The organism is Microvirga sp. (assembly GCF_014699075.1).
Taxonomy (GTDB): domain Bacteria; phylum Pseudomonadota; class Alphaproteobacteria; order Rhizobiales; family Beijerinckiaceae; genus Microvirga.
In genome coordinates this window covers 1-19771 of sequence record NZ_JACXAB010000073.1, presented here as the reverse complement: position 1 = coordinate 19771, position 19771 = coordinate 1, and the positions used below count along the sequence as shown (strand labels likewise).

Genomic DNA, 19771 nt, shown 5'->3' with positions numbered 1-19771 from the left:
AGGCTGACAGAGACGATGGGCGAAGCAGGCTTGATCCCGCGGTTGTGGGACCAAGCCCGTGAGGTGCCAATTGTCCAACGGGCGCGGATGCCGGTGTCACGGCCTGCATTCGCACACCCCCCTCGTCATCAACGAGGCTTCGGCATGGATCTAGCCGCCCACGTGCGCTGACGGTTCAGCAGGAGCAACACTCCAGGAGTCCCCGTGCACGGTCACAGCCCCATCCAGACAACCCAGCAAGTCTCCTTGACCTTCTCCGACTGGAAGCCCCTGCGCCATGTGGAGGATCCGCTGCAAAAGGATCTATCCGCCGTGGCGCGGGTCGGGGATTGCCTCTTTCTCGCCTGTGACGAAACCGCAAGCGTCGAGCGCCTCCGGCGCCTGGAGGACGGCCGCTTCGGCGATCACCACCATTTCGCCCTCGACACGCTGGTTGACCTTCCGGCCGGTGCCGATGGGGAGATGGACATCGAGGGGTTGTGTGCCAGTGATGGCTTCCTCTGGATCGTCGGATCCCACTCTCTCAAGCGCTCCAAGCCCAAGCGGGATGAGAATGACCGCGACGAGGCGCTGCAACGAATGGAGGAGATCGAGCGCGAGCCCAACCGCTACTTTCTCGGACGCATTCCTCTCGTCGAGGAGGCGCTCGGGCTGTTCGTCCCCATTCGCTCGGACGACGAACGGCACGCAGCCTGGATCAAGTACAGCAAAAAACACAGTTCTCTGGTCAAGTGGCTTGGTGACGATCCGCAGCTTGGATGCTTTCTCGGGGTTCCCTCCAAAGAGAACGGTTTCGACGTGGAGGGACTGGCGGTGCGTGGCAACCGTGTCTGGCTGGGGTTGCGCGGTCCGGTGCTGCGCGGCCATGCGGTGATCCTCGATCTTGAGATGAAGTCGAAAGGGAGCAACCCGAACCGGCTGAAGGCTTGCCGGGTTGACGGCGGACACCGCCACCGCAAACACCTGCTCGACACCCGCGGCTTAGGGATCCGGGACATGCGCTTCGACGGCGATGATCTTCTCCTGCTGGTGGGGCCCACCATGTCCCTGGAGGGGCCGGCCTTCGTGCTGCGCTGGCGGGATGCGGTGCACGACAACGCCTCAGGCGTCATCAGCCCCAACCGCATCGAGACCGTCACCGAGTTGCCGTACCGGTTGAATGTGGATCATCCAGAGGGGCTTGAGCTCTGGCCCGACGCTGGTCCGAAAGCTCTGTTGATCATCTACGACGCCCCTGCCCCGGATCGGGCGGATCCCGACACGTTCACCGTGCGGGCTGACGTCATCCACCCTCCCGCGGTGACCTGGATCGGATCACGGGACTGATGCCGGTTGGCTTTGCCGTGAGCGTCGATGAAGAGGAACTGTATGTGGAGGTGGACAAGGGACTGAGTGCTCGGTGAGTGGCGTGGGCCGTTCCGCCTTCGATCTCCATGCATCGACACAACTCCTGTGCGCTATCCCTCATCCGCAGCGATCAATCGATGTCCCTGACATCGATCCGGCGGTACATGGCCTCGATCAAGCCAAAGATGCCAAAGGCGGCAAGCCCGAGGGCGGCGGCACTCAGGAGGACCCAGCCGAAGGGCATGCGCTCCAGCGCCTGCAGCAATCCGGCAAGACCGAGGGCTCGCTTGGCCTGCAGCTGGAAGGCGGCCAGGATCATGGATGATCCGATCAGGACAAACACAAGGCCCCGTGCGGTCAGGCCGAACCGGCTGACGGGAACTGCCCAGAGCCGGATGTGATCCTCGCACTCCAGGTGCTCGTCGAACTCGGCTCGCCAAGCTTTGATCACCTTGGCGACACCCGTTCCGACAACAGCCAGCCCGACGGCTCCCGCAAGCCAGGGGCCGAACGGGGCTGCCATGATCGTCGTGAACCAAGCCGCCAGGGCGGAGCCGTGCCCGGCCACATCAACATTCTCCCACCCGAACATGAGACCGACAGCAAACGCGGCCAGTGCGCCATGGACCAGCGCGCTTGCGGCAAGCACCGTCCGGATGCCCAGGCCTTTCAGGTCGCGGCCATAGCCGGAGGGATCCGCCCACGCCTGAATGAGGCGCCACGCCGCAAGGCAGGCAAATCCTGCCGCGATGCCGCTCAGAAGCAGATACCCGGAAGGTCGGGCAAACAGGATCCGCAGTGCGCCGCGCGCGCCGACCATGTCTCCGCCAAGGTTGAACGCCGCTAGAATGGCGAGGGTGCCGATGAGCAGGTACAGCGCTCCCCGGGCGCCATACCCGGCGCGCGCCGCAAAGGTGATGAGCGTCTGGTGTGTGTGATGAGTCGGGTTCGTTTCATTCACCGGACGACCGCCACTTGGTCAAGTTGACGGAACCCAAGGCAGAGCATGCCGGAAGCCAGGGTGCGGCGGGCGCCCACCCTGTTCAGCGGAGGCCCGATTGCCGGAGCTGGCTCTGGAGGTACTGTTCCGGTTCGACGATCAGGCCGTTGCGCGCATCCACCCTGATGCCCACCTGCTGACCGTGCCACTGCGCCGTCCCGGTGTAGAAGCTGCCGTCCTGGCGCAGGTTGGAGATGTCAGAGAAGCCGCGCGATTGCAGGTACTCGCGCATCTGACCCGGCTCCACCAGCCCCGGATTGACCATCGGGGAGTTGAGCTCCCGCAGATCCAGGGCCTGCTCCAAGCCCGGTGCGGCAGTCCCGGTCGCACCGAACTGCTGCGGGCGTTGGGCTGACAGGCCCTGGCCGCCCGCCCGGTTCGTTCCAACGGAGCTTATCGTGACGGTGCTGCCGTCCTCCCGCGGGCTGAGGATCATGACCACCGGCCGGCCATCCGAGGCTCGGGCCTGCACCAGGAAGGCGGTATCCAGGATACGGATGTTCTGGAAGCCTGTTTCACGCAGCTGCCGGCGCAGCGCCGCCCGCTGCGTGAAACGGCTCGGCCCATCGATCCGGCCGCGCGCCTCGCTAGAGTTGGATTGGTTCAGGCTGATGTTTGGGGCTTGGGCTTGGCCGCCCTGGGCGAGCGCAACCGTCGAACCGGCGGCCAGGGCAGCGAACGCGAGCACCGCAAGTGATTGCTTGAGCATGTTTACCTCCTGTGGGGCCCCAACCCTGGGTTAAAGCCGTGGGTGACAGGCGGATCCGCATCAGGCTCCCGACCTGTACGATATGGGACAGTGAACTGAGCCGCCATGCCACCTGGCGCACGGATGGGGCAACGATGGCTGGTCTCCTGCCCCGAGCGAACAGCGCCCGGAATGTTCAGTACCGGACAGACTCGATCCGGAACCGATGTCCCGCCTCCCGCATGTTCCAGAAGGCCTCAGCGGCATTGCCTGCCGCAGAATAGGGGGAAGAGATGCCCAGAACGACCTGGCGGCCCGGCGCGGCACTTGCAGGTGTTGTTACTGTTCTCGCCATGCCGGCGGCCGCTCAACAACGCCCCGACTGGCAGTACCCAGCCGTGCACGGCGCAGGCCCTGTGGTGCCGGTGCCCAACGCAACGGCCAAATTGCCGGACGGGCAAACCTACAAGGTGGTTTTTAACGTCGCCCAGGGGACACCCGGAGACGGGCGGGTCAGCTCCGATCTCGCCTCGGTGGCCCGGTTCGTGAACCTTATCGCACTCAGCGGCATGGATCCGAAGCAGGCCGACATCGTCGCCGTTGTCCATGGGCCGGCGACGGCCGCCGTCATCAGCGACCCGTACTATCAAGCGCGGTTCGGCACCGCCAATCCCAACACCGACCTGGTGCGGCAACTGGAGGAGAATGGCGTGGAGGTGATCGTCTGCGGGCAGGCTGTTGCCGGCGCGGGTGCCCCATTTGAGGCTGTGATGCAGCCGGTCGAGGTCGCGACGTCGGCCATGACAGAACTCGCGAAGCGGCAGCTGCAGGGCTATGCCTTCGTGCCAGGATAAGATTGAGGCCTGTGCAAAGTGTCACTGGCGCAGGCGCTGCGGGCGCTTTCATGATCTCACGGGGCCGTGCGGCGCTCGGGAGGATTCTCGGCTAGCCTGTTGGGCGCCCACTCCGGGGCTCAAGCGCAGCGGGCGATTCATCCACCGGCACGCCATCCGTGCTGTTGTCATCGCCGCAGCCGATGAGCAACAGGAACGAGAAGGCCGTAAAGACACAGCCTGATCTCAACCATGGAGGCATTGGACGATCTCCATTGGAACGTGTGAGTTGCCGGTAAGGTGGCGGGGCGTTTTGCTAGTGTGGAAACCTGACGCTTGGTGCCCAGCGTCGGACCGCTGCTTTGGGCAGGTTTTGGCCTCGTTCGACGCTAGATCCCGGGAGAACTTACCAACAACGCTGCACCAAAAGCCAAGCCAGAGCGTTGGCGTCCAAGCGCCCTTCTAAACGTGAGAGATCCGATCCAGTGGCCACAGCCAGGGCAGTCATCTCCGTCCCATCTATTCTCCGCACCGAAGCGGACGGAGGCCATCAGTGATACATGCGGTGCGCCGGGGGCAGGGACCACCCCTGCTCCTCATCCATGGTCTGGGTGGAAGCTGGCGATCCTGGAGCACCATCCTTCTTGCCCTTGCTGACAAGCGGGAAGTGATCGCAATCGATCTGCCCAGCCACGGCGCCACGCCTGCCGGAGCCGGTAGCGGCACCTTCATGGGCCTTGCCGATAGTGTTGATGCCTTCATCGCCGAACAGGGGCTTTCGGGAGTCGATGCCGTCGGGAGTTCGATGGGAGCGCGGCTTGTGCTCGAGTTAGCTCGCCGGGGGAGTGTTGGCGCGGTCGTTGCCCTCGATCCGGGAGGGTTCTGGCGCGGATGGGAGCGGACGTTCTTTCGCACAACCATCGGAGCATCCATTCGGTTGGTCCGTGGTCTCGAGCCTGCCCTGCCCGTGCTATCGCGCAATGTCGCGGCGCGGACGGCTCTCCTGGCGCAGCTCTCGGCACGACCGTGGGCCCTTGCTCCCGAGCTTGTCGCGACCGAGTTGAAGAGCTATGCGGCCACGCCCACCTTCGACGCTCTGGTTCAAGACTTAGCCGAGGGGCCGGAGCAGCAAGGACCAACCGCACCCGGCTCCGGTCCGGTGATAATCGGCTGGGGCCGCCAGGATCGCCTGTGCCTGCCGCGCCAAGCAGCCCGCGCGCAGGAGGCGTTCCCGACGGCCAACCTGCATTGGTTCGACAAGTGTGGCCATTTCCCGATGTGGGATCAGCCCAGGGAGACAATACGGCTCATTCTCGAAAGCACAGGTGGCAACGGCCAGAAACCCACTGCAAGCCCTTGAACAGTCTCTCTGCATCAGAGACGAGCAGTAATTCTAGGGTACCAAGTGTCAGATTTTGACCACTGGATGTCCGCATACCAGTTGTAGCCACGGTCCTCCCAACCCGCCGGCTCTCTCTCCGTAAGGTCGCAATGTATCGGTGACCTCGATCGCTCTGATGTCCTTCGCCATCTTGTCCCCGAGCTGGAGCTTCAGACGGACGCGCAGCGGCGTCCCGTTCGGGGTGGGAAGCCGCTCGCCGTTCAGGCCATGAGCGAGGATCGTCTGCGGATGGCGTGCGCCCACAGGTCGAACCACTCGTAGTGCTTGACTGGGCCGGGGAGCCCCCCGCTCCATGGTGTCGAAGCACAGAAACACAACGTGACCGGCCTTCGAAATCTCCCTCGGGGGAGGCGGTGAAGACGGGCAACACGGTCAGGATCGAGGGTGTCAGGGACTCATTCCGCCAGGTCTCCGCCAAGCCCTTCTGCCTTCTGCCGCCTGGACAACATCGTCGAGCCGACGCTGGACGACGTGATCCAGGCCTCAGGATCCCAGGTGCTCCAGCTCGTTCCCTGCGAGACCAGCACCTGTCTGTCGCCACTGATCCTGTTCGTCCAGGGCCACCGGCATCTGATCGACAACTGATGGTGGTGCTACCGTGCCACCGCGGACAGAACTGCTGGCTGGAACCCGATCACCCAAGAACCATGGTCGCCGGAGACACGGTCTCAGCCGCTCCAGATGTCGAGCATCCGCGACGGGGATGTGCAAAAGCTGAGCCATGCTCACGAACTTGCTACGCCATCGCTGCCGTTTCGGCAGCAATGGCGCATCGACCGTCAGGGATCCCGCCAACCCGCCCGCAGTTGATCCTTTATGGACCGGATCCGGAACATCACTGTTTGGTTGCGCGCGCAGCTCTGGCTCATTCCGCTGCTCATGAGCATTCTGGCCCTGGCGCTGGCCTGGTGGCTGCTCACCTCAGGCGCCGCCCTCTTGGAAGGGTGGACGGATCCGGACCTCTGGTGGCTCTACAGCGGCGATGCCCGCAGTGCCCGCGATCTCCTGTCGAGCCTGCTATCCGGCCTGATGACCATGACCTCGCTCATCGTGTCGGTCACCTTCGTGATCCTGACGCTGGCCGCCAACCAGCTCGGCCCGCGCCTGATCGCCACCTTCATGGCCGACCGGCAGATCCAGGTGGTACTTGGGCTCTTCCTCGGCACCATCCTGTACGTGCTCATGGTGCTGCGCACCCTGAATGATACGCTCGGCAGCGAAGGTGTGCCACATATTGCGGTGACGATCGGCAGCATCCTTACGACCATCTGTCTGTTTGCCCTGCTGTTTTACGTGCACAAGATCGCCCGTGCGATCATCGCCGACAACGTGGTCGCACGCGTTGCGGACGACCTGGGCAACGACATCCGCAGCATGCTGCCCGAAGAAGCGGGCCAGGCCGAGCCCGCGCTGCCGGACCTAGGGCCGCCCAGGGCCGGCGCCATTTCGCTGGACCGAGCGGGCTACATCCAGGTGGTCGACTATGGTGGGCTCGTGTCCATCGCCGGCCGGGAGGGGGTCCTGCTGGAGGTGAACGTGCGGGCCGGCCACTTCATCCTGCGGAACGGCGAGCATGTGGTGGTCCACGGCAAGCGTCCGCTGAACCGTGAGGCTGTCGAGGCCGTGCGGGGCGCCTTCCTGGTGGACGGGGAGCGCACCCCGGCGCAGGATCTGGAATACGGTCTTCGTCAACTGGTCGAGATCGCCCTGCGGGCGCTGTCGCCCGGCATCAACGATCCCTACACGGCGGTGGCGGTGATCGACCGGCTGGGTGCGGCCCTGGAGGAGATCCTTCAGCGCTCGCTCCAGCCCACCGTCTGGCGCGACAAGGATGGCGAGGTGCGGGTGATCGCCCAGCGCTCTGACGTGCAGGGGCTGACCGATGCAGCCTTTGACGCGATCCGCCAGGCGGCCGGGGAACTGCCCACCGTGCTGATCCGGATGGCCGATGTCCTCGGTCAGCTGGCCCCGGTCCTCCGCTCCGCACCGATGCGGGAAGCGGTGGTGGGCCATCTCGCCAAGCTCGCCGAGACGGCCAAGGAGGCCCCTCTTGCGCCGAGTGACCGGGAGGCCGTCCTTGCCCGCATCGAGCAGGCCAGGATCGCCATCACCGCTCACTCCAGGAAGGGGACGCTCCATCTGCTCTGATGGATCCTCGGGGCAACGATGCCTGGCCGGGCCGGTTATCTCTGCAGATCGTGCACCCGAGCCGCTTGGCGCGCACAGCTTCAAGGGAGAGGTCATGGATACCCGGCACCTCATCATCGCAACCACGATCATGCTCCTAATTGGCGCCACTCCGGGATGGGCGCAGGCGCAGCCCTCGCCATGCGGGGAGAAGATCACCATCGCGAGGGCCGACACCCTCAGCGGCATCGCTCAGCGCTGCGACACCACCGAGGCGGCCCTCCTGCGGGCGAACCCAGGGATTGAGGGATCGGACGACCTTCAGGCCGGCGCCCAACTCACCCTGCCGTCCGGCCCATCCACGGGCACAACAGTGGACCGCCTAAAATCCCTCGCCCGCGAGACCGGCGACGCCCTGACGGGGATGGCTCAGGAACTCGGGTCCTCCGTCGAGGACCTCCTGAACAAGAACCCCGACCTGCAGCAGCGGCTCAGGCAGCTGGGGGACCGTCTTAACATTCCGGGCGTGGACGCCAGCAAGGCCCAGGTCTCGCTCTCGCCCCAGAGTGGTCCATCCGGCACCTCGCTGACTGTTTCGGCCACGGGCCTGCCGGCGGACGCCGCCGTGGTAATCGGCGGCGGCGCTTCCCGGGCGGCCTATGAGGTGCTTGACCGCGCCCGGACATCCGCAAACGGCACCCTTCAGGCCACCGTTCGCATCCCCGATTGGGCTGGGGACCGGGAGCGGTTCGTGCTGACGGTGGCGGCGCCGGACGGCAGCTGGAGGGTGCGTTCCGCGCCCTTCCAGGTGACCGGCACAAAGCTCTGAGCCCTCACGGTTCCCGCACGTCTCGGGTCGGTCCAGTCGATCCGTTTCTGGGGCGCCTACCGGAAGGGCCGCAGAAGGCACAGGTCGGACAGCGAGCTTACGACCCGCTGGAGGGTGGTGTCGGAGCCGTGTTGGATGCGGTCTGCTCCTCGCCAGGCACGGTTGTTTCCTCGCCCAGCGTCTGGCGAATCCACAGCTTCTTCACCAGCACAGTGACGGCCACCGCAAGCGGAACGGCGAGAAAGACCCCAAGCCAGCCGAACACCACGCCGAACACCACAATGGCAAAGAGCACCAGGGCCGGGGGCATGGCCACCGCGCGCTGCTGGATGTAAGGCGTGATGACATTGCCCTCCAGCTGCTGGATCACCAGGATTGCGCCGAGGGTCCAGAGCACCGTCGCCAGGTCCGTCGTGACGGCAAACACAAGGGCCGGGATCGTCCCGAGAATGGGCCCGAGGAAGGGGACGAAGTTGGTCACTCCAGCAATCAGGCCAAGCGCCAGTGGCGAGGTGAGCCCGATCCACCAGAAGGCGAGTGCCGACAGGCCACCGACCAGCGTCATGGTGACGAGCTGCCCGCCAAACCACAGCCGCAGGGCATTGCCTGTCACGTCCATGGCGTCGAGGACGCGCCGGTGCTGGCTCGGCGGCAGCAGCTTGGCGGCACCCCGCCGGTACAGCCGGGGATCCGCCGCCAGGTAGATGGCCGCGACCGCGACCAGGGCGAGGTCTGCCAGCACGCCGAGCAGGGTGTATCCCAGGCCGACGGCCCGCGACACGATCCCGCGCCCGGAGCCCGCGGCGATGGCCTCCTGCAACTTCTCGCTGGCCTGACTGATGCCGATCCGGCTCCCGGCGGCATCGATGGCCTGAGGGAGGGCTTCGGACAGCTGCGAGACCTGCCCCCCGATCTGGGCTCCGAAAAGGGCAAGGAAGGTGGCGGGGAACAGCGCGACCAACACGATGGCCGTGGTGAGGGCCCAACGCCGGGGGATCGGCGTGTAGTCTGCGATCAGAGTGGCGAACCCATGCAGCAGCACCGCCAGCAGGACGGCTGCGAACCCGAGCAGCAGGACGTCCGAGATAAGCCAAGCGAAGTAGGCGAGCCCGATCACCGCTAGGGTGATGAGAAGGCGCCGCACATAGTCGCCATCGTGCCGAAGCCCATCGCCTCCCAACCTGCGCCATGAGCCTGGAACGGGAGCTGCGGTTTTGCGGAGGGGATCTGGCCTTGGCATGGATCGGCTCCTCGTGCCGGGGCGGCCCATTGCCCTGATGGGATCGGCGCCGGCTGGCACGCCACAGCCGGCGCCGTCGGGTCACGTCACGGCTTCAAGGCCGATCCACTCTGACCGGGACTGGCCTGACTGCCGGCCCCGGTTGAACCGGTCGCCGCGGTCCGGGCGCTCGGGTCGACCATCATGGTAATCATGTCGCCGTTTTGGGTCTTTCCGATGGCCAGATAGGCGGCATTAAGGATCTGGACCTTGGTGAAGCCCGCCTTGGTCAGACTGTCACGAACCTGCTGCTGGCTTTGCAGCGCCATCTGCTGACCGGATGAGCCAGCCTGCTGGCCCGACGACACACTTGGCTGGCCGCTCCCGCTCGCCGAAGACAATCCGCCGGGGATGGGCGGATCCACCACGAACGTGACCTGCTCCCCGCCCTTGGTGACCGCACTCACGAGGTAAGCGGCGTTGAGCGTGCGGACGTTCTGGATACCGGCCTGCTTCAGGGCATCCTCGACGTCCTTGTAGCTTCGGGTCGACATCGGTTGCGACGACTGGCCGCCACTTGATTGGCTGCCGCTCGGCTGGCTTTGCGCAACGGCTGCGGACGAAACCGACATGGCCATCGCAATGGCAGGCACGATGAGTGCGTGCATGATGCGCCTCCTTTTGGGTTTGATAATTCTGGTGGCTTGTGGGCCGGCCCACCTGCAGGATGAGCTGCCTAAGGGCGAATGCCGGCGGGCCAAGCCCGTTCCGGCGCTGCCGCGGGGTTGGGTTGCAACCGTACCAAGAACCTTCGGAGGGAGCGGCCGTGACGGTCATCCTGCGCAACTGCCAGTCACGACGGGCTCCTTATGGCGCAGTACTGCTCGTCCTAGACGAGTGATTTTTTCGCACCGCTAAGCCGCGTGATATGCCAGTAGATAGCACCTATGATGTTCAGATCGGTAGCATGATCACCGAATGCCAAATCGATGCTTTCTAGTCGCGACAGGGGTGAAGAAATCCACCGGGATGGCTGATGATGGCGTTATTTCACTGCTGACTCCATTAGAGCCTCAGCTGCAGTATCAGCAGATATGCCCTGCCTGGTAGGGCCCGGTAGAGTGTTATTGGATCTCCAGGTGGTACGATTGAATGGCTAGCACCAGAACTTCTGGCCAAGTCCGGTCGGAGCCTCGTTGTTGAGGGGCAAAGATCCATGTAGAAGTTTCGCTCTTTGCTGGATGTAGGAAAATGGCAAGATAAAGCAGTCGCCTTGCTCCTCGCCGACGACCTGAAATCGCCACTTTGTCCAGTCTCGAACTTCTGAGGAAAGCTCATGCATAAGCTGATAGGCCGTGGCGCGGGCTCGGTCCACGGCTGCAGAAGAACTCGGCAGATCAACGCCTATGTTGTCGATATAGACCCTCTCGCCATCTGAGATGTAGAAGTGATAGTGCATGACGCGGCCTCCTTTAGAGGGATAACCGTGTGTTTCCCCAGCGCGTTCACTCTTTGCAGTCTCTTGGAGTGTACTCTAGTGAACTGTTTCCAGCGCTCAGCTAAGCAGTCGTCCCTTATCGGCGATTGCATCGATTAACCCAACACTCACGATCGCAGCCCTGTCGGTGCTGGTCGCAGACAATACTCGGGCGAACGTTCAGAGCTTGGAACAGATGAGTTGGGTCGGAGCCTGGATTCTTGATTGTTGGCTCTGCAGCGCCTCACGCTCTGGGCGACTCCCGCGCTGCTCACAGGTCTCGCCGCTTGGACAGATATCAGGACCGCTCTGCTGAGCCGCTGCAACCTTAGAATTTTGCCGTTTTCACCGGCGCAGAACCCATCCTGGTCCTCCAGGACTGTCCCCAACTGTACTGACAACTGGCGTCTAGTATCGAACCCGTCGTCAGCGGGTTGTTTACATAGCTGGTCCTGCATCGGCTGTGCTTGTCGGGATAGGTGGAGGAGGGATGAGTGCGTCGTCAGAGAAGTACAGGAACAACACGGTCAAACAACGGAGCCAGCCGCCATGCCAAACCCGGAGGCAACCGCAACCGCACAGCTGGGAATCCCCATTCAGCGTCACATCATTGGGACTTACGTGTACGGCCCGCCCGTGCGCTGCAGACATTACACTAATTGTCAGGTTGGCGCAGGGTGCGGTGGTTGATGACCCGAGGCATTGTTATATACAACATATCAGCGCGGATCTGGCGGGGAACCCTCGACGACAATGTGGCGGCTGTTGCGGCGAGCATCGCGTTCTTCGTACTCCTTGCTGTCTTTCCAGCGATCGCTGCCGTGGTGACAGTTGTCAGCCTCTTCGTCGATCCATTGCGGCTTGAGGAACTGTTGGCAGCATACTCCGAACTCGTCCCACGAGGCAGTGTCTCTGTTCTCATGCAGCAGATCAAGCGCCTTTCTGAGGCAGCAGGATCCCAAGCGGAGGTTGTCACCTTCACGCCATACTTCGGATTTCTTGTGCTGTTATGGGGAACCAACAAGGGCACCAAGGCCCTGTTCCACAGCTTGAATATGATCTTCGACTGCAAAGAGTCTCGGGGATTCATCACATTTACACTTGTGACGCTCGCTTTCACATTAGCAGCTATTGTCTTTCTTGTGTTTTCGTTAGGTGCCGTCCTCTTGGTGCCTGTGGTGTTGAAAGTGATTGGCTTAAGCGGGGGACATGCACGCTGGGTCGAGATGTTGCGTTGGGTCGTCCTCCTTGTCATCGTAAGTGGCGCGATTGCGGTCATCTATCGGTATGGTCCAAGTCGTAAAGTTGCTGAGTGGCGCTCCATCATCTCCGGGAGCTGTCTCGCCGCTGTCCTCTGGGTTGCTAGCTCCGCACTCTTCTCGTGGTACGTTTCCGCTTTTCGGAATTTTGTGGAGCTCTATGGATCACTGAGTGCCGTAATTGGGTTCATGGTTTGGATTTGGCTTTCATCGATTTCGGTTTTGATCGGAGCAGAGTTGGATGCGGCTCTTATGAAGAGCAGTGGGGCGGCAGGTCGGCCAAAGGCGAACGATGACACAATCTAATCCTAAAAGAGCAGAACGGCGCACGGCTAGCCGGCTTCCGCTTATTAAAACCTTTGATCTATCCTCACGCTCTCGGCCCTTCCCGGCTTGAAGCGCGAGCAGTCAAGATGGGATTCAGCTGCTCCCTTGACTACCTTGATATGTGCTTTGCGGTATCGGAGGGTGAGCTTTCGCCGGCTTACCAGCTTGATGACTGCAACATTCTTTGCATGCTCGGTGTAAGAAGGCCCTACGAAGCATTATCACAGGCCCATTGTCTCGAACCTCGCGCAGACGCACCTCGCAACACTCAGGCAGAAGGCCCCGCTCTGATGAAGAAGCACCAGAGTGGGGCAGTTAGCTGAAGGGCATTCGGTCAGGAGCATTTACATCTTCAAAGTCGCTACTGAGATCACATGTGCAACACACGGCCTGCTTATCTAGCATGGACCTGAATTCAGGCAACATCGGCTAGTCGACTGACGACACAAGGCCGGGCGATCGGTCTGGATGCAATTGGGCGGAAAGAGTTAGTCCGGGATCGTACTGTCTGGGGCCTGGGTCCGTCGTCTCGCGGTCGCGACCATCAGTCGTTACCTGTGGAGCCTGGTGCGGCTATCAGCGTCCAGCTTCACCAAGCCCCTATAGTGCACGAACTCTGGATTGGAGTAATTGTCATCGGTTAAAACCTGCGACAAGCTATTGTCGAGATGCTACGTATAGAGGTCAGACATCTTACAGATTGTACATTATCGTACCAGAGCCCGGACCCGAGCTCGAACAGCCCTCCGACCTGAGGGTTGTTCTTGTGAGCGTGTGGTGGCTGCTGCAAACATCTCCTGAAGTTCAGGCGAAGGGTCTACCACGAGGCTCGCTGAAGAGGATTGTCTCTCCTAGGCCGGACGCCCCACGTGGATCTCCTCGTGGGGCATCTGCGCTTGCCACCCCACCACATCCGCTGTTCTACGGCTTACCTCCGGAGTCTTGCGATGGCCGAGTGGATGACAGGGCCAGCCGGATCCCCAGCCTCTGTGGGAGCCGCCAATCTCCGGTATGAACATACCCCGCTGACTTTTCGCACATCGATCCAGCCAAGAAGCGCAGAACCGACAAGTATAGACATCCGACACCGCTACCGCGATGCGCCAACCCGCGCTGCTAGGGCGGCGTCATGCCACCAAATGGTCGGGAAGGCGGAGCCGCCATAGCGGGGGAGGTTTACTGGACGTCCGAACCGGTTCCATCGTGCGGTGCGAGTTACAAGCGAGTACCATTGTGGCACCACGTAGTTGTGGTGGAGGAGGACTCTATCGAGCGCTTTCGTGGCTGCCGCCAGCTCCTCGCTGTCGCGAGCAAAGATAATCCTCTCGATCAGAGCATCGATGGCAGGGTCCTTGATGCCGGCAATGTTCTGTGACCCTGGTCGATCAGCCGCCTCGGAGCCCCAGTACTCACGCTGCTCGTTGCCAGGCGAAAGACTTTGCGTCCACACGTGTGTCGTAATGTCGAAGTCGAACGAGCGCACTCTGTTCTGGTATTGCGCGGGATCAAGGACCCGGACCGTGAGGCCAATGCCAATCCGCTCGAGCGCTTGCCGGTAGGGTAGGATAACCCGCTCGAAGCTTGGATCAGCCGTGATGTATTCGGCGGTCAGCGGCTCACCGGTAAGCCTGCTCACCATCCGTCCTGCCTTTAACTCATACCCGGCCTCATCTAGAAGCTGCATCGCTTTACGCAAGTTGGCGCGCACGGCCTGGTTCGTGCCGTTTACCGGATTGCGATAAGGCGTTGTGAATACGGATGCTGGAATTTTGTCGCCGAGACTTTTGAGAATTGCAAGCTCCTGGCCCTCAGGCAAGCCGGTTGCGGCGAGCTCCGTCCCGAAGAAGAAAGAGTCGATCCGGTCATACAGACTGTAGAAGAGAGTACGATTGATATCTTCGAAGTCGAAAGCGAGATTGAATGCGCGGCGGACGCGCTCGTCCCTGAACCTGTCCTGCCGCAGATTGAAAACCAGCGCCTGCATTACGCCCATCGCGCGGAGCGGGAATTCTTCCTTGACTACGCGGCCGTCATGAAAGGCTGGGAAATCGTAGGCAGTTGCCCATTGCCGGGCGATGTTCTCGCTGCGGAAGTCTATCCGATCCGCTTTGAAGGCCTCAAGCAGCACGGTTGCATCCCGGAAGTACTCATATCGCACCTCGTCGAAGTTGTGGCGGCCGCGATTCACGTTGAAGCCTTTACCCCAATATTCCGGAACTCGCTCGTAGGATGCTGTGCGGCCTGCCTCAAAGCTCTTCAGGCGGTGGGGACCTGATCCTAAGGGGGGCTCCAGCGTCGTCTCTCCGATGTTTCGCGGCTGGCCGTCAGGGCCCCTCCCCTCCCACCAGTGCTTTGGCAGTATAGGGAGTTGTCCGACGATCTGTGGCAATTCCCGATTTCCAGCTTCATTGAAGGAGAAGGTGACCTCACGCTCTCCGGTCTTCTCCGCCTTCGCGACATTCTTATAATAGAAGGCATACAGGGGAGAGTAAGTCTTAAATGAGCTGAGGGAGAAGATGACATCTTCGGGCGTCACGGGCTTTCCGTCGTGCCATTGCGCGTCCGGATGGAGGCGATAGGTGGCCGATGAATAATCTGTGGGATAGCGAACGGCCTCTGCGAGGAGGCCATACTCCGTCCCCACCTCATCCATGGAACGGGTCATGAGCGTGTCATAGAGCTGACTGATGCCTACCTCAAGCTCGCCCTTCACGCCGGCGACCACCAGATTGAAATTGTCGAAGGTGCCCTGCGCACCGAAACGCACGATCCCACCTTTCGGAGCATCTGGATTGACATAGTCGAAATGAGGGAAGCCTTGCTCGTATTTGGGCGCTCCCATCAAGGCGAGGCCGTGTTGCCATCCTGCTGCCTCTCCGTGGGCAGGCGAGAATCCCATAGAGATTGCGACGACAAAGCCTGTGGCGCGGCGGATCATAGATCTTCTCCGAGTACTCAGTCGCTACAACACCGGGCTCACGCCCGGCGGCCAGAGCGCAGCAGTGGCTTATCCCCTGCTCGACCCAATAAAATGGCGGCCATGGCATCGAACGATCCGGCGTCCAGATACGGTTCGGCCGCTCCGCCGCCAGCCCTCATCAAACAGGATAGCTATTAGCCTGTAGAGGGATCCTTACGGCTCAATGAACTGTCTGTAACCATCAGACACACTGCTCGATTGTCTCTATTAGACTCCGTCAGCGCAAGCTGCATGGGCGTATCGGTGATCTTGAGGTCGCCAAGTACAGTGCCGCGCCGTACGCGGAGCTGTGAACTGTGTCAGTTGACGAAACCACATGACATCCAGTTCCCGAGCGAAGGAGGCTGAACGGGGGACAAGAGTAAGGTCTCTCGATGCAGGAATACCGTGATGCCAGGCATCGTGAAACCTTCGGCCCAGTTCCAAGGAAACATCGACCGGTGGCCCATCACGAAACAAGGAGCTTCCATTCCACGGAATACCTGATGCCATCCGTTCAAGGACCTATATGGCGCTGCCCTTGACCGGAACGGCATTCGTCTCCCAGTTTTCTCCGGCTCCGATCACACAGGATCTACCATTCACAGTGGTGAGCAACAGTGTCCATGCTCCGGCGTCGGAAACGTACAACTCAAAGACTCGCCCCGGTGGTGCCAGACCGATTCCGGCAGGATTTTCCTTATAATTTTTACTGAGCGCGCTGACGATTTCATCGCGAGTAGCACATGCAGCTTGGGCCAAGCTCGACCGCGAGCTTTGAGCGAAAGCAATTGCTGCAATGATCGCCACGGATATCCCGTTCAAGACTTTCATGGGTGAACTCCACTGTTCCAAGTGGCACGTTATAATCGGCAAAGCGGCCCCATCCAGCCGGCCGTGAGTAAAGGCGTTCAAGAGCAATGATGATCAGCAACGATGGGACCCACGTGCTGACCTCAACCCGTGACCTGAGGCTGCATTGTACATCAGAGGCTAAGGTGCGCCTGCGCGCCCCTCTGCTAAACGTCCCATGAGGAACGCGGGAGGTTTCAAGTCGGTTCTTGCTCCTCCGGCCCCGCGTACTCTAGCGCACACAATATGGAATCCTGAATACCTGGAGCATGAGCGCTTGCGCATGAACTTTTCAGTGATCCTGCGAAGCGGAGCCTCGACCGTATTCCAACTATGTCTGTTCTCCAGTGTACGAAACCCGCTCGTTAGCAGCCCGGGCCCTGGAACACTCCCTACAGGGATCTGTTGGCTCTGAGGCAAGCTCGCAGGTTGAACCGCAACTCCAACATCGGCTGGATCGTAAAGGGAGGCACCTGTCAGAAAGCGAGCGCGCGCCGAGCCAGAATGTTTAGGGAGTTCGCACGATGCAAGGGGTCCATATCGCGGCACTACTGGGTGCAATGATGGCTTGTGTAGTCGTCGGATCCGTGCAGGCCCGCCAGGGCGGGGCCGCAAGCCAAACAGTACCGCCTACGTCTGACGCTACAGCACCCTTTCCGCAGACTCAGGATGGTGCGGTACTTCCCAACCGAGCTATGCGTGTAGGAGACCTGGAGAGCCGTGACATCTACACTCCTCATGGCGAGAGGCTCGGCAGCGTGAGACGTATCGTGCTGAACGTCACTGATGGACGTACGTTTCTTGTGCTTGAGCATGGTGGCTTAGCAGGTCTTGGCGAAAAGGAATTTCCGCTTCCCGTGGAGCGTGTCTATGTCCAAGGTGGACGCCTCATCGTTCCCGGTCTGACGGATTCTGAACTCAGGGCAGTGGCCGACTGGGACGTGAATGACCAGAAGTACCGCCAACTGGCGGACTCGGAGATTGTCAATATCAATCGGAGGTAGCATAGCGCCAGTTGAACGCGCACCCCCCGACATTTTTGCTTGATCAAGCCGTGTATTTTGCCGGTAGAGGAGCGTCCCTAGACATTCCCGATGGGGATTCTAGATCGGCTACTTTAATGGATGGTAACGATGCTTTCACAGTTTGACCTATTCTACAGTCGCCGTCGCCATGCGCTGTCATTCGCCATCGCTTTTGCTGCTCTCATTGGAAGCCTCGGCGCTGCCAGTGCGCAGATTATCGAGGATGAGGAGTTCTATAGATCTCTTGACGAGGAAGCAGAGGAGGACGCCTCCCGCTTTTATGGCAGGCTGCCGCCGTCGATCCGCCGCGACGCGGAAGCCGCCGAGCTTTTTCTCGACGAAGGATCCGAGGTAATCAATGAGGAGTTCGGGCATCCGAGCGAGGAAGACTAGTTCTTGCAGAGGTGGGCTCAGCAACACGGCTGAATGATGCAAGCAATACTGGCCGGCCTTCTCGGCTTGCGCTTCGTCAGCATCTCAGCTCTCCTGACTGCCGTTGAGACGTCGCCAAGGGCTCAGACAACCCCTCGCCGCCTTAATGCTCGCCGTACGTGACTGCCGCATCCCACGTGGACGCTGAACGTCAGCAGCAGACTGACAAACGGTCTTGGATGATATAGGCATTCACCCCGATTAAGTGCGCAGGGCGCATAACCCCTTCTAAAATGGCGGTCCTGACCGACAGGAGAAAGCCCTGTCGGAGGGGTGCGGCCCCCGATCAGCGCTTGGGTTGAAGAGCACGCTATACGGTGGCGTGCCGTCGGACAGGATTGTATCGCTGCTAGTGTTGGCTTCCGGAGGTGCCATCTATCGGCTGGGCCGGGTTGTACTCGGGCGCCCGCTTGACCTCATCGCGCGTCTGAGAGGTGTGCACCGTTTTTTCAGTCCAAGAAATCTCATCGACCCATTCAGTCGTGACGAGAACCATTTTACCGGGCCACCAATTCTTTGTGTCCACAAGGAGGTAGCGGATCAGCCAATCGGTCCCGTCGACCAGAAGGTCCTCCACGTGGCCGATATCGGCGTCCGATGCGTGGACGTAGTAGCCAGTTACCTCTTTGGCGCTGCGCAGATGCGGATCACCGCGCTGCTGCTGCTCGCCCGGGCTGCCGTCTACATTGCTCCCCGCCGGCACAGCGCCCAACGCGGGAGCACCAGCAGTCGCGGTGCTCGGAAATGCAGGCATTACAGGATATCCTGCGGCCGGGATAAAAGCCATGCCAGGGGCCGACCAATACGGAGTCCAGCCGTAGGAGTCATAGATCGACGTCTCCATTTGGCGTGAAACCGGCAGGTCGATACCACTTCCTGGACTGCTCTCCACCTGCTCTCTCGTCAGGTCTACGGTAATCGAGGATGCACCAGGCCTCGACGGAGCCACGTGAGACGCGGGAAGCAACACCTTACGGCCAAAGAGCCATGAGCCGGTGCTAACGACAAGCCAGCGCACTCGCCAGGTATCGTCCTCGAACAGGAGGTCGCTGATGCTGCCGATCTCGCCGTCTCTCGCCTCGACAGACAGATTCTTGATGCTTGATGTCCTTAGGAGCATGGGAGGCCCTCTGATCATTCATACATTGACCTAATCGAAGATTAGCCACGCCGTTCCAGTAAAGGCGGACAGACGTAGTACGCCAGCGAACAGAGCGGGGCCGGATCTTGATGCCCTCCGATTGAAGATATCTGTCGCCGGCTCTGTATCTTGCACCATTCACGTCACGTCCGCGCAGGGAGACCGTCAACGTGGGCGAACACGCAAGCTGTTCTGATCATGTGTCACACCTGGGACCACTTCTTTAATATCCTCCGCTTAGCGTTTCTCGAAGCACGCGGATAAGCTCCAGAATTGCCCCATCTCGTGATCGAGAACCAAGACTTCCAGGTCGGGGCCGTCGATCTACCCATCCTCAGCGAGCCGTTGATCAATCTCATCAAGGGTACGCCCGTCAGGACGCGGGCACCTGCGTGGCCCGCGCCCACGGTGGCCCGCCAGTGATGGTCTTGGCCTTTGAAGCCGACTGCTTCGGCCAGATGTTGGTCGAATCTTTTCGAGGTTTGGTGAATGGCCGCTGGAGCCATCGTTGTGTGTACACCACCAGACCAAGAGCCACTCTCCCTCGAACCAACGGACGACTTGATGATATTACCTGTGGCAGCGGTCGATCTGTCCGGCGGCAGTCAGCCGTCCGGCCGCCGCCGACTTCTCAAGGAACATGCACGATGTGTGTGGCGGACTAGGCGCTAAGGCTTTTCGTGATGCTTGTCCGACCAGTTACAGGTATGACCCTGGCCGGGCCATCCGCCCTCGGGCAGGCTCCGGGTTCACCTGTTGTCAGCGAGGTCGCGACACCTAGAGCAACGGCAGTTCTGACGGAGTCGTTGGGGCTATGCGGCGTGGTGGCTTCGTGATTCACTCATCTTGACCCT

18 protein-coding genes are annotated in these 19771 nt (G+C 61.2%); 9 read left to right on the top strand and 9 right to left on the bottom strand.

From position 1 onward, the window contains the following. Positions 1-204 precede the first annotated feature (204 nt). Positions 205-1326, top strand: coding sequence for a DUF3616 domain-containing protein (locus tag IC232_RS29895; protein WP_210335548.1), 1122 nt, complete (start codon positions 205-207; stop codon positions 1324-1326). A 151-nt stretch (positions 1327-1477) separates the two neighbouring features. Here IC232_RS29895 and IC232_RS33165 read toward each other — a convergent pair whose 3' ends face one another. Both IC232_RS33165 and IC232_RS29885 read right to left on the bottom strand, forming a co-directional pair. After that, on the bottom strand, positions 1478-2308 hold the full coding sequence (locus tag IC232_RS33165; protein ID WP_190848584.1) for a DUF1206 domain-containing protein: 831 nt from the start codon (positions 2306-2308) through the stop codon (positions 1478-1480). A gap of 82 nt (positions 2309-2390) precedes the next feature. After that, positions 2391-3056, bottom strand: coding sequence for a hypothetical protein (locus IC232_RS29885; RefSeq protein WP_190848583.1), 666 nt, complete (start codon positions 3054-3056; stop codon positions 2391-2393). Positions 3057-3328: 272 nt separating this feature from the next. Here IC232_RS29885 and IC232_RS29880 point away from each other — a divergent pair, with 272 nt between their 5' ends. Both IC232_RS29880 and IC232_RS29875 read left to right on the top strand, forming a co-directional pair. Then, entirely contained in the window at positions 3329-3889 is a 561-nt protein-coding gene (locus IC232_RS29880) for a DsrE family protein (RefSeq protein ID WP_190848582.1), read from the top strand. A gap of 532 nt (positions 3890-4421) precedes the next feature. Then, entirely contained in the window at positions 4422-5228 is an 807-nt protein-coding gene (locus tag IC232_RS29875; RefSeq protein ID WP_312895255.1) for an alpha/beta fold hydrolase, read from the top strand. A gap of 48 nt (positions 5229-5276) precedes the next feature. Here the strand turns inward: IC232_RS29875 and IC232_RS33535 are convergent, their stop codons facing one another. Next, the gene (locus IC232_RS33535; protein WP_409564992.1) at positions 5277-5606 is read right to left on the bottom strand and encodes a molybdopterin-dependent oxidoreductase; all 330 of its coding nucleotides are present in this window, start codon (positions 5604-5606) and stop codon (positions 5277-5279) included. A gap of 48 nt (positions 5607-5654) precedes the next feature. On the opposite strand from IC232_RS33535, the gene IC232_RS29865 reads away from it, so the two are divergent. The 3 genes from IC232_RS29865 (at position 5655) to IC232_RS29855 (ending at position 8226) form a co-directional block, all read left to right on the top strand. Then, positions 5655-5855, top strand: coding sequence for a hypothetical protein (locus tag IC232_RS29865; RefSeq protein ID WP_190848580.1), 201 nt, complete (start codon positions 5655-5657; stop codon positions 5853-5855). A 231-nt stretch (positions 5856-6086) separates the two neighbouring features. Beyond that, positions 6087-7418: a DUF2254 domain-containing protein gene (locus tag IC232_RS29860; protein WP_190848579.1), complete on the top strand. Its 1332-nt coding sequence runs from the start codon at positions 6087-6089 to the stop codon at positions 7416-7418. Positions 7419-7512: 94 nt separating this feature from the next. Next, positions 7513-8226, top strand: coding sequence for a LysM peptidoglycan-binding domain-containing protein (locus tag IC232_RS29855; RefSeq protein ID WP_190848578.1), 714 nt, complete (start codon positions 7513-7515; stop codon positions 8224-8226). A 97-nt stretch (positions 8227-8323) separates the two neighbouring features. Here the strand turns inward: IC232_RS29855 and IC232_RS29850 are convergent, their stop codons facing one another. The 3 genes from IC232_RS29850 to IC232_RS29840 form a co-directional block, all read right to left on the bottom strand. Beyond that, positions 8324-9466 carry an AI-2E family transporter gene (locus IC232_RS29850; protein WP_190848577.1) on the bottom strand — a complete coding sequence of 381 codons (1143 nt, stop codon included), beginning with the start codon at positions 9464-9466 and terminating at the stop codon, positions 8324-8326. Positions 9467-9552: 86 nt separating this feature from the next. After that, positions 9553-10113: a hypothetical protein gene (locus IC232_RS29845; RefSeq protein ID WP_190848576.1), complete on the bottom strand. Its 561-nt coding sequence runs from the start codon at positions 10111-10113 to the stop codon at positions 9553-9555. Between the two features lie 488 nt (positions 10114-10601). Further along, on the bottom strand, positions 10602-10904 hold the full coding sequence (locus IC232_RS29840; protein ID WP_190848575.1) for a DUF6894 family protein: 303 nt from the start codon (positions 10902-10904) through the stop codon (positions 10602-10604). Between the two features lie 707 nt (positions 10905-11611). Here IC232_RS29840 and IC232_RS29835 point away from each other — a divergent pair. Further along, positions 11612-12487, top strand: a complete 876-nt coding sequence (locus IC232_RS29835) for a YihY/virulence factor BrkB family protein (RefSeq protein ID WP_190848574.1) — start codon at positions 11612-11614, stop codon at positions 12485-12487. Between the two features lie 1111 nt (positions 12488-13598). Here IC232_RS29835 and IC232_RS29830 read toward each other — a convergent pair. Both IC232_RS29830 and IC232_RS29825 read right to left on the bottom strand, forming a co-directional pair. Continuing rightward, positions 13599-15407: an extracellular solute-binding protein gene (locus IC232_RS29830; protein WP_246812493.1), complete on the bottom strand. Its 1809-nt coding sequence runs from the start codon at positions 15405-15407 to the stop codon at positions 13599-13601. Positions 15408-15992: 585 nt separating this feature from the next. Then, the gene (locus tag IC232_RS29825) at positions 15993-16301 is read right to left on the bottom strand and encodes a hypothetical protein (protein ID WP_190848572.1); all 309 of its coding nucleotides are present in this window, start codon (positions 16299-16301) and stop codon (positions 15993-15995) included. A 542-nt stretch (positions 16302-16843) separates the two neighbouring features. On the opposite strand from IC232_RS29825, the gene IC232_RS33160 reads away from it, so the two are divergent. Together IC232_RS33160 and IC232_RS29815 are read left to right on the top strand one after the other, a co-directional pair. Beyond that, the gene (locus tag IC232_RS33160) at positions 16844-17323 is read left to right on the top strand and encodes a PRC-barrel domain-containing protein (RefSeq protein WP_312895254.1); all 480 of its coding nucleotides are present in this window, start codon (positions 16844-16846) and stop codon (positions 17321-17323) included. A 129-nt stretch (positions 17324-17452) separates the two neighbouring features. After that, positions 17453-17737: a hypothetical protein gene (locus IC232_RS29815; protein WP_190848570.1), complete on the top strand. Its 285-nt coding sequence runs from the start codon at positions 17453-17455 to the stop codon at positions 17735-17737. 388 nt (positions 17738-18125) lie between these two features. Here the strand turns inward: IC232_RS29815 and IC232_RS29810 are convergent, their stop codons facing one another. Further along, entirely contained in the window at positions 18126-18896 is a 771-nt protein-coding gene (locus tag IC232_RS29810; RefSeq protein ID WP_190848569.1) for a PRC-barrel domain-containing protein, read from the bottom strand. Between the last annotated feature and the right edge of the window lie 875 nt (positions 18897-19771).